General features: G+C 37.0%; 14 protein-coding genes, 1 other RNA gene and 1 pseudogene. 13 read left to right on the top strand and 3 right to left on the bottom strand.

What is annotated here, in order from left to right; genetic code table 11:
* Nucleotides 1-63: 63 nt before the first annotated feature.
* The gene (locus HX005_RS05900) at nucleotides 64-1,443 is read left to right on the top strand and encodes an LLM class flavin-dependent oxidoreductase (protein ID WP_286376644.1); all 1,380 of its coding nucleotides are present in this window, start codon (nucleotides 64-66) and stop codon (nucleotides 1,441-1,443) included.
* A gap of 78 nt (nucleotides 1,444-1,521) precedes the next feature.
* On the opposite strand, the gene glpK is transcribed toward HX005_RS05900, so the two are convergent.
* Complete coding sequence (gene glpK / locus HX005_RS05895; protein WP_286376643.1) at nucleotides 1,522-3,003, bottom strand: glycerol kinase GlpK; 1,482 nt, start codon at nucleotides 3,001-3,003, stop codon at nucleotides 1,522-1,524.
* Between the two features lie 131 nt (nucleotides 3,004-3,134).
* Between glpK and ssrA the strand changes: the two genes are divergently transcribed.
* The 10 genes and pseudogenes from ssrA to ssb form a co-directional block, all read left to right on the top strand.
* Nucleotides 3,135-3,493, top strand: a transfer-messenger RNA (tmRNA) gene (ssrA, locus tag HX005_RS05890).
* 180 nt (nucleotides 3,494-3,673) lie between these two features.
* On the top strand, nucleotides 3,674-4,903 hold the full coding sequence (locus HX005_RS05885) for a tyrosine-type recombinase/integrase (protein ID WP_286376642.1): 1,230 nt from the start codon (nucleotides 3,674-3,676) through the stop codon (nucleotides 4,901-4,903).
* A 150-nt stretch (nucleotides 4,904-5,053) separates the two neighbouring features.
* Nucleotides 5,054-6,145, top strand: a complete 1,092-nt coding sequence (locus tag HX005_RS05880; protein ID WP_286376641.1) for a DUF6387 family protein — start codon at nucleotides 5,054-5,056, stop codon at nucleotides 6,143-6,145.
* A 96-nt stretch (nucleotides 6,146-6,241) separates the two neighbouring features.
* A complete protein-coding gene (locus tag HX005_RS05875; protein ID WP_286376640.1) occupies nucleotides 6,242-6,463 on the top strand; it encodes a transcriptional regulator in 222 nt (73 codons plus the stop codon).
* A gap of 2 nt (nucleotides 6,464-6,465) precedes the next feature.
* On the top strand, nucleotides 6,466-6,675 hold the full coding sequence (locus tag HX005_RS05870) for a helix-turn-helix domain-containing protein (RefSeq protein WP_286376639.1): 210 nt from the start codon (nucleotides 6,466-6,468) through the stop codon (nucleotides 6,673-6,675).
* Nucleotides 6,672-7,181, top strand: a complete 510-nt coding sequence (locus HX005_RS05865) for a BRO-N domain-containing protein (RefSeq protein WP_286376638.1) — start codon at nucleotides 6,672-6,674, stop codon at nucleotides 7,179-7,181. The genes HX005_RS05870 and HX005_RS05865 overlap by 4 nt, the downstream gene beginning before the upstream one ends.
* Nucleotides 7,182-7,303: 122 nt before the next feature.
* A complete protein-coding gene (locus tag HX005_RS05860) occupies nucleotides 7,304-7,609 on the top strand; it encodes a hypothetical protein (protein WP_286376782.1) in 306 nt (101 codons plus the stop codon).
* Nucleotides 7,602-7,826: a hypothetical protein gene (locus HX005_RS05855; protein ID WP_286376637.1), complete on the top strand. Its 225-nt coding sequence runs from the start codon at nucleotides 7,602-7,604 to the stop codon at nucleotides 7,824-7,826. Before HX005_RS05860 ends, HX005_RS05855 begins: the two co-directional genes overlap by 8 nt.
* 100 nt (nucleotides 7,827-7,926) lie before the next feature.
* Nucleotides 7,927-10,347: a DUF927 domain-containing protein gene (locus tag HX005_RS05850; protein WP_286376636.1), complete on the top strand. Its 2,421-nt coding sequence runs from the start codon at nucleotides 7,927-7,929 to the stop codon at nucleotides 10,345-10,347.
* A gap of 262 nt (nucleotides 10,348-10,609) precedes the next feature.
* A pseudogene (gene ssb, locus HX005_RS05845) lies at nucleotides 10,610-10,933 on the top strand (single-stranded DNA-binding protein); the annotation flags it as partial.
* A 394-nt stretch (nucleotides 10,934-11,327) separates the two neighbouring features.
* Here the strand turns inward: ssb and HX005_RS05840 are convergent.
* Together HX005_RS05840 and HX005_RS05835 are read right to left on the bottom strand one after the other, a co-directional pair.
* Entirely contained in the window at nucleotides 11,328-11,639 is a 312-nt protein-coding gene (locus HX005_RS05840; RefSeq protein ID WP_286376635.1) for a hypothetical protein, read from the bottom strand.
* Nucleotides 11,640-11,798: 159 nt separating this feature from the next.
* On the bottom strand, nucleotides 11,799-12,056 hold the full coding sequence (locus HX005_RS05835) for a hypothetical protein (RefSeq protein ID WP_286376634.1): 258 nt from the start codon (nucleotides 12,054-12,056) through the stop codon (nucleotides 11,799-11,801).
* 645 nt (nucleotides 12,057-12,701) lie between these two features.
* On the opposite strand from HX005_RS05835, the gene HX005_RS05830 reads away from it, so the two are divergent.
* Together HX005_RS05830 and HX005_RS05825 are read left to right on the top strand one after the other, a co-directional pair.
* Nucleotides 12,702-13,241, top strand: coding sequence for a hypothetical protein (locus HX005_RS05830; RefSeq protein ID WP_286376633.1), 540 nt, complete (start codon nucleotides 12,702-12,704; stop codon nucleotides 13,239-13,241).
* Between the two features lie 416 nt (nucleotides 13,242-13,657).
* Nucleotides 13,658-14,803: a tyrosine-type recombinase/integrase gene (locus HX005_RS05825; RefSeq protein ID WP_286376632.1), complete on the top strand. Its 1,146-nt coding sequence runs from the start codon at nucleotides 13,658-13,660 to the stop codon at nucleotides 14,801-14,803.
* Nucleotides 14,804-15,173 lie beyond the last annotated feature (370 nt).

Raw genomic sequence — 15,173 nt, 5'->3', positions numbered from 1 at the left:
TAAATATAAAATAATGCCTTTATTTTTTATAAGATAAAAATATCCACTAAGATTTTTATTATTATGACCAAACAAATCCGCTTTAATGCTTTTGAAATGAATTGTGTTGCGCATCAATCACCTGGTTTATGGCGACATCCGCTTGATCGTTCTACAGAGTATAAAGATCTAGAATATTGGACTGATTTAGCTAAAATTTTAGAACGCGGTAAATTCGATGGTATCTTTCTTGCCGATGTTTTAGGCATTTATGATGTTTATCATGGCAATGCCCAACATGCGCTAACAGGCGCGGTACAAGTTCCAGTCAATGATCCCTTACAAATTGTGCCTGCAATGGCAGCCGTAACCAAACACTTAGGCTTTGGTGTAACAACATCTATTTCATTTGAGCATCCCTATCCTTTTGCAAGACGGATGAGTACTTTAGATCATCTGACCAAAGGACGTGCAGGTTGGAATATTGTCACCTCTTATTTAGAAAGTGGTTCGAAAAATCTTGGTTTAAAAACTCAAGTTACACATGATAATCGCTATGATATTGCCGATGAATATTTAGAAGTTTTATATAAGCTTTGGGAAGGTTCATGGGAAAATGATGCCGTAATACGTGATAAAAAGCGTGGTGTTTTTGCCGATTTCAATAAAGTTCATCCCATTGAACATGAAGGGCAATATTTTACAGTCCCAGGCATTCATATTTGTGAACCATCACCACAACGCACACCTGTTTTATATCAAGCAGGTGCTTCTCATCGTGGTCAAAGTTTTGCAAGTCAAAATGCTGAATGTGTATTTATTTCTGCACCCACTAAAACTGCGGTTAAACAACTTGTACAAGGCATTCGTTCCAAACTGGTCGAAGAAGGTCGAGACCCAAAATCCGTTTTAATTTATACCATGCTTTCTATTGTTGTTGATGAAACTGATGCTAAAGCTCAAAGTAAATTTGAAGAATATCAAAGCTATGGCAGTTATGATGGTGGACTAACGCTGGTTTCTGGTTGGACAGGTGTAGATTTTTCTCAATATCAATCAACTGATCAAGTTGAATATATTGAAACCAATGCGATTCAGTCTTTATTAAATTCTTATGTTAAAGCTGACCCAAATCGAGTTTGGACGATTGAAGAAATCGCGAAGTGGACAAGTGTGGGCGGCAATGGACCTGTTATTGTCGGTGCTGCTCATACTGTGGCAGATCGTTTACAGGAATGGGTTGAAGATACAGACATTGATGGATTTAATTTAGCGTATATCTTGGCGCATCAAACTTTTGAAGATGTGGTGGAATATGTTGTTCCTGAACTACAAAAACGCGGCGTCTATCAAAAAGATTATCGTGAAGGAACTTTACGTGAAAAGCTTTTTGGGCGTGGGGCGTATTTACCAGAAGAACACCGAGGCGCTTCATTTCGCTTTGAAGCGCTCAATACCATTTAAATCCAAGATCTAAAAAGATGCTGTAAATAATCAGCATCTTTTTTAGGTTGATGAATGAAATAAGCACCTGTAAATCAGTTAATGACTTTTTGCTCTTTGCAAAGCATCATTCCATTGTTGTAAATGGAACTGTCGTTTATCTTCTTGCATATTCGGTTCAAACGCTCGGTCTAATTGCCAAGACTCAGAGATTTCATTTAGATTTGAAAATACCCCCATTTTCAAACCTGCCATCGCTGCTGCACCCCAAGCCGTTGACTCTAAAAGTTTAGGGCGCAGTACAGGAACATTTAAAATATCTGCTTGAAATTGCATAAGCATATCATTTTGACTTGCACCGCCATCTACACGCAGCTCTTTTAATGGTTGTGAAATATCAGATTGCATGGCAGTCAGTACATCTGAAACTTGAAATGCGATGGACTCTAAAGCTGCTCGTGCAATATGAGATTTATTTGTACCTCGTGACATACCACAAAGTAAAGCACGCGCCTCACTATCCCAATGTGGTGCACCTAAACCCGTAAATGCAGGAACCAATACAACACCATCGGTATCTTTCACCTTACACGCCAATTTTTCGACTTCAGTACTATTTCGGATAATGCCTAAACCATCTCTAAGCCATTGCACAATCGCACCAGCCATAAACACACTGCCTTCAAGTGCATAATTCGACTGATTTTGGCAGCGCCATGCCAATGTACTTAATAATTGATTTTGACTGTATTGAATGTCATGACCTGTATTAAACAGCATAAAACAGCCCGTGCCATAGGTATTTTTTGCTGTTCCGACTTCAAAACATGACTGACCAAATAATGCAGATTGTTGGTCTCCTAAAATACCTGCAATCGGAATCTCAGCACCCAATAAACCTGCTGCTGTGTTGGAAATATATTGATCGGAATCAATAATTTTAGGTAAAACTGATTGTGGAATATTAAATAACGCAATCAGCTCGTCATCCCATTGCTGACTTTTCAAATTCATCAACATTGTTCGAGATGCATTGCTGACTTCAATGACATGTTCTGAACCTTGCGTTAAGTTCCAAATCAGCCAGCTATCAATCGTACCAAAAGCCACATGTCCTTGCTCTGCAAGTGTTCTGAGTCCATCAATATTTTCCAATAACCATACTAATTTTCCAGCACTAAAATAAGGATCTATTCTTAAACCTGTTTTATTTTGTATTTTTTCTAAATAATTTTTTTGTAGTAAGTCATTACACCACTCTACTGCCCGCCGATCTTGCCACACAATTGCAGGAGCTAAAGCTCGACCTGTGCGTTTATCCCAAATCACCGTTGTTTCGCGTTGATTGGTTACACCTAAAGCTTTGACATCCTTGGCTAATAATCGTGCAGATGCGATTGCTTGTTGTACCACAGCAATTTGAGTCGTCCAAATTTCTTGCGCATCTTGCTCTACCCAACCTGATTTAGGGGTCTTGATTTGTATTTCACGTTGTGCAGTTGCATGGATTTTTCCATGCTCGTCAAAAATAATTGCTCTGCTAGAGGTTGTTCCTTGATCAAGTACGAGTAAATAGCTCATCTTTTTTGTTTTTGACCCTTGAAAAATACTCATATTAACGCAATGATGTAAGCAATTGCATCATTTCACTTAAATGTCGTAAATTCACTGCGTAATTTTCAACATGTATGTTATGATTGCATTGTTATCTAGGGGATGTTTTTGGCTTCGACGCTGATGATGAAGCTCATAGATGCATGCCGAGAGCGCATTTTCTCTCGTAAATCAAATTTGCATATTTTAGTCGCAAACGACGAATCTTACGCTCTAGCTGCCTAAGGGCAGTTTGTCCGCTTCACTGAATACTTGTGGTCAGTGAACCCGACCGAAGCGCACGCACACAAGTCCGTATAAAGTCAAGCCTCGGGGCTTTATACCAAACTTAGAGGATCGCGGCTTGTACCCTGTTCGTTGGGTCACTTGTCGTTAAAATAATTAACGATATCTAAGCATGTAGTATTCTCGAGTGTAGTGTTGGCGGACGCGGGTTCAACTCCCGCCATCTCCACCAAATACCTTCCAAAACATGGCAAAATATGCCAAGTTTTAAAGACAAAAGGCTTGATTCTAAAGGGATTAAGCCTTTTTTCTTGCCTGAACATAACCAAACATAACTAGTTATAGTGTTGCTTTCCATGTATCCCCTTGTGTATCCTTTGAGAAATATTGAACTCAAGGGATACACGGATAAATGAAAAGATCAGAAATAAAACGCCGTCCTTTGTCTGATACTGTAATTGCCAATCTTGAACCTGAATTAAAAGAGTATCGGGAACTCGATGGCAATGGTTTATACATTCGTGTCAAAACTGATGGTAATAAGTCATGGCAACTTCGATATAAAAAACCTGATGGTAAATGGTCATGGCTAGGTTTAGGTGGCTATCCTGAAATCAGTGGACAATTAGCACGTAAGAAAGCCAAAGAACTTTTGGATGATGTATCTAAGGGTGAAAACCCAATCATTTCAAAACAAGAACGTAAACGCCAAGAGTTAGAACAGAATAATGCTACTTTTGAATTATTGGCTAGAGAATGGTTAGACACCAAAGTAAATACTTGGGTGAATGACACCATGACCCGAAATAAAGGCGCATTGGAAAAGCATATATTCCCAGTTTTTGGCAAACGCTTGTATACCACGATCAAGCCGATTGAATGGATGAATCATTTACAAGGTATTCAACAGAAGCAAGGCATCTATGAACAGGTCAACCGAGTTCGGGCAATGTGCCGAGATATTTATGATTATGCAAAGGTCACTGGTCGTATTGACTACAATCCTTTAGAGGGTATTCAAAAGTATTTGCAACAAGGTAAAAAAGAAAACATGGCGCATGTCAGTGAACAGGAGTTACCGACATTGATCAGAGCCATTAATAACTACCCTACTATGGATGTAAGAATTGGTTTACAGCTTTTGGCAATGTTGTTTTGTCGTCCAAGTGAATTAAGACAAGCAAAATGGAATGAGTTCGATTTTGATCATGCTGTATGGAATATTCCCGAAGAACGTATGAAGAAGCGCCGTGAACATGTTGTGCCTTTATCAAAACAAGCCGTTGCCATTCTGCAAGAATTAAAAACGTATGAAACCAATTCCGAGTTTTTATTTCCGAGTAGATCGGACAAGAGCAAGCCTAAATCAGATACCGTTTTCATTATGGCTTTGCGCCGTATGGGCTATGAGGGACGACAAACACCACACGGCTTTAGGCACATTGCAAGTACCCTTTTAAATAATCGTGGTTTTGATGAGCGTCATATTGAAGCTGCATTGGCACACGTAAAGGATGGTGTAGCAGGTGTTTATAACAAGGCTCAGTATTTAGAGGACAGAGCCAATATGATGCAATGGTACGCCAATTATTTAGAAGAAATCGCAGATCAAAGCATTATCCAGTTTAAAAAAGCTAAGTGACAGCTTATGTCGCATTACATACCAAAATATACAGAATTATAATTAAATATCGTTTATATTCAGTTTGCTAAGTCTAGGTTAGCTCCCGAAAGTCGGACACCCAATCCGATTGGCTTAGCAGCTTATTTGGGGATGCTGTGGGAGGCATGAATGGCTTACATAAGAAATGTATCTGAATTACCAAAGTGGTTTAACTTAGATAATTATAGGTTTAACTTGCCCGCCAATGATTTGCTTCAATTATTTATAATTAGATTTACTATATTAGATTTGCTTTTAGATGATGTTGATATTTCATGTGATGAGGTGCTGCAAGATCAAGATGCACTACAAGTTATAAATAATTTTAATAAAATTCCCTTAGCTTTTGTTAATCAAAGGACAGTATTCAAAAAGAGTATTCTTTCATTAAATGAAAGGGAGTACTTATATAATGATTGTCTTGATTACGCATTCTCAAAAATTATAAATGACCCTCTTATTTTAAATAATTGGTTAGATATTAATAGCCAGCCTTTTTTGACACTTAATTATTTATTAAAAAATCTTGTTGATAGGTGTATTAGGAAGTATGAGGTTAATCCTATACAAGAATTGACCATTGATGACGTTGGTTGTATGAGTGTACACATCCCACATGCTGCTAGAGAGTATTTACTGCACAAGTATAGTGAATATGATAGTGCATATGATGGTTGTGTCAGCAAAAAAGCGCGTGATAGTTACCTAGAAGAGCTTGATAATTATTTTTTAAATTTAGACTCTGATGACTGTGATGGGTACGAGAAATTTTGTGAGCTAGATTATTATGAATTTGCTACTGAAGATGAGCACCCATATTCTGCCAATCCTTGTATTTCAATAAATTTAAATATGCCCGATGCGGTACTTAGAGAGCAATTTAGTGCATGGTTATCAAATACAAGAAAAAAAGCCAGTAAAGTGATAATAGAGGATGATTTAGGCTCTGATTTTTTAATAGATTCAAATGGGGTAAAAATTGCTGAGAAAATCAATAAATACAAGATAATTCCATTCATTGATTTAATGCTATGGGAGTTAAAAACAGGAAATAAAATAAAACTATCCGTTTATGCTCATGCGCTTTTTAATGATGGTAGTGCTGATGGTGAATTTATTAGAAAAACCATAAAGCCATTTGTTCAAAATATAATAAATGATGACTATAAAATTATGTCTGAATTATTTGCTTTGAAAAATATGGAAGATTTTAGTTTGTAAAAATTTCCGCTTTTTCACTTTTTTTAAAATTCCGTTTTTATCTAAAAATCAAAAACATAATGCACCTACACAATATTTAGCCGTATAGGTGCATAAATGACTATTAAACCAATCAGAGTTCAATTTAAAACAGCTTGCCAAATCCTAGACATTAGCCGTGAATCATTACGTCATTTAGTACGTACAGATAAAACATTTCCCCAAGCAATCAAAACAGGTGAAGCAAAACAATCCCCTGTTTACTTCGATTATGCCCAACTCGTTGAATGGCATAAGAACCAAATGCAAAGCCTAGCCAATGCAGAATTGGAGGCTTAACCATGAACCATCAAACCCAAGTTTTAGACCACCTCAAACAAGGTAAAACATTGAGCCAAGCAGAGGCAATTCATCACTTTGATTGTTACCGCCTGAGTGCTGTTATTCAGCGTTTACGCCGTTTAGGTCATGACATTGTGACCCACCAAGAGCCGAACTTAAACAACAAAGGCACACACGCTCGATATGAATTAAATGAGGTGCAAGTATGAACCCATCTATTTTTAATTTTAATGAACACGGCGTTCGAGTTGTTTATGGAGTCGATGGTGAGCCTTTATTTTGTCTTACTGATGTATGCCGTGTTTTATCTGTAGATCGTACATCACGCTTATTACGTGAATTAGATGCAAAGGGTATGGCAGATTGCCACATCCTTACAAATGGTGGTACTCAAAAGGTTAAGTTTGTAAATGAACCTAATTTATACCGCATCATTTTCAGATCAAATAAACAAGAAGCGTTGAACTTTCAAAACTGGATATTTGCAGAGGTACTACCAACTATTCGCAAGACTGGCAATTATTCAGTTACAGCACGACAAACCGCTTTTGATGAATTAAACCGCCTTTGCATACAAGAAAAAATATCCAAGGACAAAGGCTCATTTCATAGTCTTGGAATGCACCGCCGTAAACGTGAAAAGCATTTAAATACTTTGCGTATCGAAACATGCAAAGCCAATTTGCAACTTACTTTTGAGGGAGTGGCGCAATGAAAAATCATACACCCCCTAAAATTCAGGCAATAGATACGCTCAAATCTGAGCGCATCTATTTAGCTCAGATTGAGCCACTAAATTCTATAGGGATATATCCAAAACTGGATTTATGCTTAAACATGAAAAATAAATCATTCAATATTGCCAACATGTCCAAGTATGGTTATAGTTCCCTTGCTTTGAGCAAAATCTCAAAGTTAGCTTTGGTCGGCTATGATTCAAACGGCGCACAGTCCGAAAGGGCTTTTTTTGTGCGTAATATCTCTATGCGTTCGCATTTTATGGTGAAGCTGTGGAGGGACACGTTTACGTGTGTAGGTATCCGTTTGAACCTATCGACCAACCCTTTACAGCTTTGCCACCCTCATTTGGTCGTGAATGGTAAAGCTCCTTTAAACTCAAACGGAGCGCATAATCATGCCTAAACAAAACAATACCCAAAAACCGCAACAAGAACAGTTACCTGTTAAGACTTATGATGCAGGTTATTTATGGGATGCTCATTCTATAGCTGAGGCTGATCTAGCTTGGTGTGATACAGCAATATCAGATTTAAAATCCAAATTTAAAGATCATAAAGAATACATGATCAAAGCCTATGGCGCACATGAAGCTCATTTTGCTCAAATCGAAACTTTTTAGAAATGTATGAATACCTGATTGATGACCGTTTGAAATATCATAAAGGCGAAGCAGAATCATATAAAGCTGAATGGAATACCAATGAAAAGGCGGTGACACTATGAATATCACCACCTCCATCAAACCCGATTCAATCTTAGCAAATTGTACGGTACTTAATCCACTGGATGACACATATCTAAACCATCCCATCATTGAACGCTTTGGCAGTCCATCACAGCCGATCTATGTTGATCAATGCAATGTAGACATTAACGGCGTGATGTATGAACAGCCTTTGATTCTACCGATTTATAACGCTCAATTAGAACTCGTACAATGTGCGGTATTACAGGATAAACAGCGAGTTCAAGTCATCCCTGATGGTTTAGCAAAAGGCTTTGCCTACTATGGTCATTTGCACCAGGATAAACCTGTCATTATTACCCATAATGTAGAGGCATTTTTTAAAGTGGCTCAGACAGGTTATGCCGTTGTTTTGGTCATGTTGCCTCATTTGTGTAGTCCCAATAAATCAGAACTCAAAGCATTTGATTTTGAACAAATACAATATGTTATTCATCAATTGTCTAAAGCAGGCTATCAACAGTTATACCTACCTGTTAGACCTGAACAGATACAGCTTGAGCCATTCAAGCAGCTTGAACAAAACACCCCTGTCCGTTTGCTCAATCAATATCTCAAGATTGGTGAAAGTGAGTTTTTTACTGAGTTGAACAAGGACAATGACGTTGAGGAAATACAAGCATTTATCAGTGAATCAATTGCTTTATTGCCTGAACTCGACCCATTACCTAAAGGACATTTAGCCAAGCCATTTCGTTATGGTGATGGTGTATTTCATCTTTTAGATAGTGGCTTGTACTACATTGAACAAACAAAGGATGATGAGTATAGACGCTATATTTCCAGTCCGATTCGAGTATTGGCACAAACAAGGGACACCACCAATAACGCATGGGGTCGATTGCTTGAATGGTACGATGCAGACGGTGTAAAACACACACAAGCCTTATCAATGGAACTATTCCAATCTGATGGCGTGGAACTTCGCAAGGCTTTGGCTTATCAAGGCGTTATCATTGCACCAGATGGCAGAGCAAGAAATTTATTGCAAAGTTATTTGATGAGCTACCCAACCCATGCAAGGGCGTTATGTGTTGATCGTGTTGGATGGCATGACAATGTTTTTGTGTTGCCCAATGAGCAGATCGGACAACATGAACATGATGATTTAATTGTCTATCAAACCACACAAGGTATTGATAGCAACTATCAGAGTAAAGGTAGTTTAAAACAGTGGCAAAATAATATCTCTATCCCTTTGTCTACTCATTCTAAATTAGTCGTGGCATTGAGTTCGGCTTTTGCAGGGCAATTACTCACACCACTGGAACAGCAGACAGGTGCAGGCGTTCATTTCAAAGGACAGTCATCCAAAGGTAAAACCACCGCTTTATATGTCGGCTGTAGTGTATGGGGTAAACCAAGCAATTATTGTAAAACTTGGAAATCCACAGGGAACGCTTTAGAACACACGGCATACATCCATAATGATGGATTCTTAGCTTTAGATGAGATTGGAGAAGTCGCCAACCCCAAAGAGTTGGGTAATATTGCCTACATGCTTGCCAATGGTAAAGGTAAAGCAAGACTGACTAAGGAAATCAAAGCCAAGCCATCATATACATGGAAAGTCATTTTCCTATCTACAGGTGAAAAGAGCCTCAAGGAAATCATGCAAGAGAATGGGCAAAAGACCAAGTTAGGACAAGAAATCCGTTTGATTGATATTGATATAGATCAGTCTGAATATGGTTTATTTGATCAGATCGACTTTGCCGAAGATGGTGCAAAACAGTCAAGGTTATTGGTTGAGCGTTCTAATCAGTTCTATGGCGTTGCAGGCATGGTATGGTTGCAATATCTCACAAATGATAAGAGTAAAGTCATTCAACAGGCTCGACAACTATTAGAGCAATATAACCGTGAATTGGTAGCAGAACATAAGCAAGGTCATATTGTCCGTGTTGCAAATGCCTTTGCCTTGATAGCCGTTGCAGGCGAACTCGCTACACAAGCAGGCATCACAGAATGGGAAACAGGTACAGCATTCAACGCTGTGAAAGAAGTATTCAATGCTTGGGTCAATGACTTTGAATATGTCGGTGACTACCAAACCAAAGAATATATTTTACATGTTAAGGCATTCTTTGAGGCGAATGAATCAAGCCGTTTTGAATCCATCACCCCTGACCCTGATCAACTTGAAAAAATTATCAACCGTGTTGGCTACTGGAAGATTGAGAACGGTGAAAAGTTATTTCTTGTGTTACCTGAGCAATTCAAAAATGAAGTGTGCAAAGGACATGACAATAGAAAAGTGGCAAAGGCTTTATTGCTTGAGCAACTCTTAGAGCATGACACAGGCAAGACCAGTAAGACTGTTAGAATCCCATCAAAGAAAAATGCCGTTAAGGTTTATGCCGTTAAAGAGGCTATTTTTAGTTGGGAAGCCTAAAAAAGCAAGGTAACAGAGGTAACACAGGTAACAACCTTATAAATAAAGGCTTTGAGGGCGTTACCTATAGCAAAAATGCAGAGGTAACAGAGGTAACAAGTTCGGTGTTTTTTCATATTTGTTACCCATGTTACCCCACGTTACCTATGAAAAAATAAGTAGGTAACACGCTGAAACCCTTTGATAGCAAGCGTGTTACCCATGTTACCTATGTTGCCCCTTAAAAATAGACATTCTGAGAGAATTTAAGAGATTTAGAACAATGCCAAATGTGAACAAAGTTATTTTAATGGGCGTTTTAGGTCGTGACCCTGAAACAAAACAATTTCCGAATGGTGGCAGTATTACCAATTTCAGTATAGCAACCACTGAACAATGGAAAGACAAAACCACTGGAGAACGTAAAGAATAAACCGAATGGCATCGAATCAGCACCAACAACCGTTTAGCGGACGTTGCCAGTAAGTACCTTAAAAAAGGCAGTAAAATTTATATTGAGGGCAGTTTAAGGACACGGAAATGGAAAGACCAAAGCGGTGCAGATCGGGAGATAGTCGAAGTTCGGGCAGATGTATTACAGTTGCTTTAAAAAAAGAAGCTCCTTAAATATGAGGAGCTTTTTAGTATCTAAATTATCATTTTAACCATTGAGGCTTAACTTGCTGCGATTCTAAATGTGACCAAGTGGATCTATCACTGAAATTATGATGATTGAAAGCTCCTCTTTTTTGACGACCTTAATAAACTACAAAACGCATTTGTGCACTTTGGTATTAAATCAATCATTTAGTGAAGTGGGATAATACCACCTCACTAATCACTAAAATTTCTTTTGAATGGTTGTTTATGGTTGTTATTGCCTACAGATCAAAGCAGTTGAACTCGCCATTTGAAATGTGAAAAAACATAATGAACCTGAACAAGTCACCAGTAGAATAAAACGCACTGGAGCGCATGAGGTAACTAGGTATAACCTAATCTTAGTCCTTACACTTGATGATTAAAGAATTAGATTTAATACTGACAGGAACTAACATACCACTAGTAAAAACAGTATCATGATTTGTCCCACTTACTTGATTCACTTGCTCATAGCCTTTGCCTTTGCATACTTGTTCTGCCTTTCTTTCTAACTTGGCATTTAAAGCACTTCGAGAACCAAAAGCATTACTTTGAGCGTTCAAGTTATATATACCGTTCCCCATATCAGCAACAGTCGCAGGAAACATTTGCACACATCCAGTTAAAGAAATTGAAGATACAGAAATTAAAAGAAATGCTATTTTTTTCACGGAATTATTACCCAATTTTTAGAAATTGAAATTTATCATATTATTTGTGACTCTTATCACAAAAAAATACTATATGAGTTAATTTTTATCACAAATCATTTTAAATTTTTCTTTAATAATTTTAAGTCAAGATCCTCAATTGAGCACACATCACATGATTTATTCATTTAGCATAGGGATAGGGTATTGTCGTGTGATATCTCTATCATCTAAAACAACTCGTATTCTTTCAAAATCAAAATAAACATTTACCAAGTTATCCTTAAAACCAATAATATCAACATTTTTTACATTACTTGTATAAGTAAATACTATAGTCGAAAGTGGCTTAATTTCATAAATCATTAACCAAGGTTCTATTACTAAGGTAATCACTTCGCGACCATCATTTTTATATGAAAATATATGCTTTTCCATTTTTATATTTCCTACTGGGCTTTAGAGTAGTATCAATTTTTCTTTTATGAGAGATACTTATATCTAAGAAAATTGTACTGTACTTCAAATATAATCTCACATGTAAATAGTCGGTATGAACAACTTTAAAAAGTTGTTCCTAGTTGTCATTGCCTACAGATCAAGGCGGTCGAACTCACCATTTGAAATGTGAAAAACATAATGAACCTGAACAAGCCACCAGTAGAATAAAACGCACTGGAGCGCATGAGGCAGAGCAGCAGAACCATTTATTCATCAAGTCAAGACCCTCAATTTTTAATTTCGAGCGTATAAAAATATGTTTATAGGTGCGGTCATGCAGCTTTAAACCTCTAGCTTTTTAGTTCCCCCCCTACCTATTTACCTAAATCATTAGGAAAAAAATGCAACGAAAACACGCTTAAATTCTCTATAAGCATTGATATGTAAGGCTTAGAGCCTTGTTATACAAAATGTTATCCGTCAACTTAAAATAGCTTGTTTTTAGCTATTCTGTAATTACTTTTAGCGAGTTCTAGTCATTTTTAGCCCTATTTTCATCAAAAATAAGCCTTTTTTAGTCAAAAATAGTGAGTTTTAAGCATGTTTAAGCAATCAAAAATACAAGTTGAGAACCTAAGGGCAATGGATAGCCGAATAATGCAGAAACAAGGCATCTTTAAAAATGGTGCAGGCTCATATTACTGGAAAGATGCAAACACCAATGAGGTACGAGCTAATATAGGTTACAGCTATCAAGATCAACAATTAACGCTTTCTTATTGTTGTAATGGTGAATCTTATGACTATGCCATTCGTGTAGATCGGACAGCCTGTCATTATGGCGGAACACGGTCATGGTTTATATGCCCATCTCCACAATGTAGGAAGCGAGTTGCTAAGCTGTATTTGTCAGAAAGTGGATATTTCACATGCAGGCATTGTAATAACGCGAACTATGCCATTCAGCAAATGAGCAACAAAGATAAGCCACGTTATCACATGCACAAAATGAGGGATAAGTTAGGTTGGAGCTATAATCATGTGCCATTTATCAAAAGAATAAATAAGCCTTTAAATATGCACCACAAGACATTTAAGGCTATGGTCGCCAAGCATGATGAATATGAGAGGCAATTTTTAGTAAATTTCCAAGCACTAATAGATAAGTTTGAGAATATGTAGATAAGAAGTCACTACCCTACTGCTCTACACAAATATAAATTCATCTCCGATGGCGACCACCAAACTAGCGTCCATTCATCTAGTTGTACTCCCATTTTATCCACCAAACTAAGCTAAAAAATGCCTAGCAACAGACAATTTGTATCCCCATGTGTATCCCTATATTTTTATATAAATTTTAATCATTAAATAACAATATGTTAATAACTCAGTTCAATTGTCGCCATCCCACCAAAATTTAATTCAGAGATGTCCGACTGAATGTAAAAAAGCCTTTAAACTCAATGTTTAAGGGCTTTTTTATTAGCGCCATTGTCCGATCTTATCCGATGCGATTTGACCCTAACTTTGCCTTCTTTGGGTAATTTTTGGGAAAATTTACCCAGCAAATATCATAAACATATTGGGTAATACAAATGGCACTTACTGATCAAGAATGTAAAAAAGCGCAACCTAGCAATAAGCAATACCGTCTTTCAGATGCGAATGGCTTATCATTAATTATTAGCCCTAAAGGACAGAAATATTGGAATATCCGTGTCACTGTTCATGGACAGCGTAAATCTGAATCCTTAGGACAATATCCAGATATTAGTTTAAAGAAAGCACGTGAGATCGCACTTGAACTAAAATATAAATATTCTCGCTCAACTATCCATGAAGAATTAAAACCTTTTTTTCGTGATGTCGCAGAGGAATGGTTTGAAAATCAAAAAGAAACTTGGTCTACGAAACATATTAGTAATGTACGCGCTTCTCTAGATGAATTGTATCTGAGTCTAGGCGATAAGCGTATTAACCAAATCCAAGCCCCTGAAATATTACAGAACATTAAAAAAATTGAAGCAAGAGGCTCTCTTGAAATTGCAAAAAGAACCTTGTCTCGTTGCGGTATGGTGATGAAATATGCCATTGCAAATAGTTATCGTTTAGATAATCCTGCTGGAGATTTAGTTTATGCACTTAAATCTAAGCGAGTTAAGAATCTAGCTTCACTTGCCGCCAGCGAAATGCCTGAGTTTTTAGCAAAGGTTCGTGCTTATCCAAGTGATGCACAAACACACCATGCACTTATATTAATTATGCTTACAGGTGTACGTGTTAGTGAATTACTTCAAGCCACATGGGACGAGTTTAATTTAGAGGAACGTAAATGGGATATTCCTTCTGAACGTATGAAAAATGGCTTAGCACATCGTGTACCTTTAACTAACTTTATGATTAAAGAGCTACAAGCGCTACGTTTAACGCATAATCAGGATTTGCTTTTTCCGCACCGATTAAATAATAAAGAACCAATGCGTAGTGAATCCATTCTACAAGTCATCAAACGTTCAGGTTATGCAGGTCGCATGACGACACATGGTTTCCGCTCTTTATTTAGTACAGTCGTCAATGAATCTAATTTATTTAATTTTGATGCAATTGAGCGCCAATTGACTCATGTTCCTCAAAATAGAATTCGTTCTGCTTACAATAGAGCACAATATTGGGATGAACGTGTCAAGATGATGAATTGGTATAGTGATCAAGTTCAGTTATGGGTTAAGGTGATATTATAACATTATATTAAATATTATTATATATACCTTGGTGCTTACTAATGCTTGAAATGAGAATATTCTAATTTCGTAAATTTAAGAGACTGGTGAAATCCAGCCTCTTAAGATTTGATGCGTGCAGAATTAACAAAAGACTTTTACTTTTTAAAAAATCTAAAGGTTTTTTTAATTCATCATGTTCAACACCAAAATTGGAGGTTATTAGTAATACTTTTTTGGTCATTTTTTTTGCTCCAAAAGTTATTTAAGATATCTTTTAAAATTTACTAAGTCTTACGAACAATAAATGTATAGCTTTAGATTCATTCTTGTTAAATATTTAATCTATTTATACAGTAAAGTTAAAATAACCATTTTTTTGCAACTTAAT

The sequence above is a fragment of the Acinetobacter sp. R933-2 genome, from assembly GCF_030325485.1.
GTDB lineage: Bacteria > Pseudomonadota > Gammaproteobacteria > Pseudomonadales > Moraxellaceae > Acinetobacter > Acinetobacter sichuanensis.
Note: the sequence above shows the minus strand (reverse complement) of the source record. Positions and strands in the feature narration are given on the sequence as shown.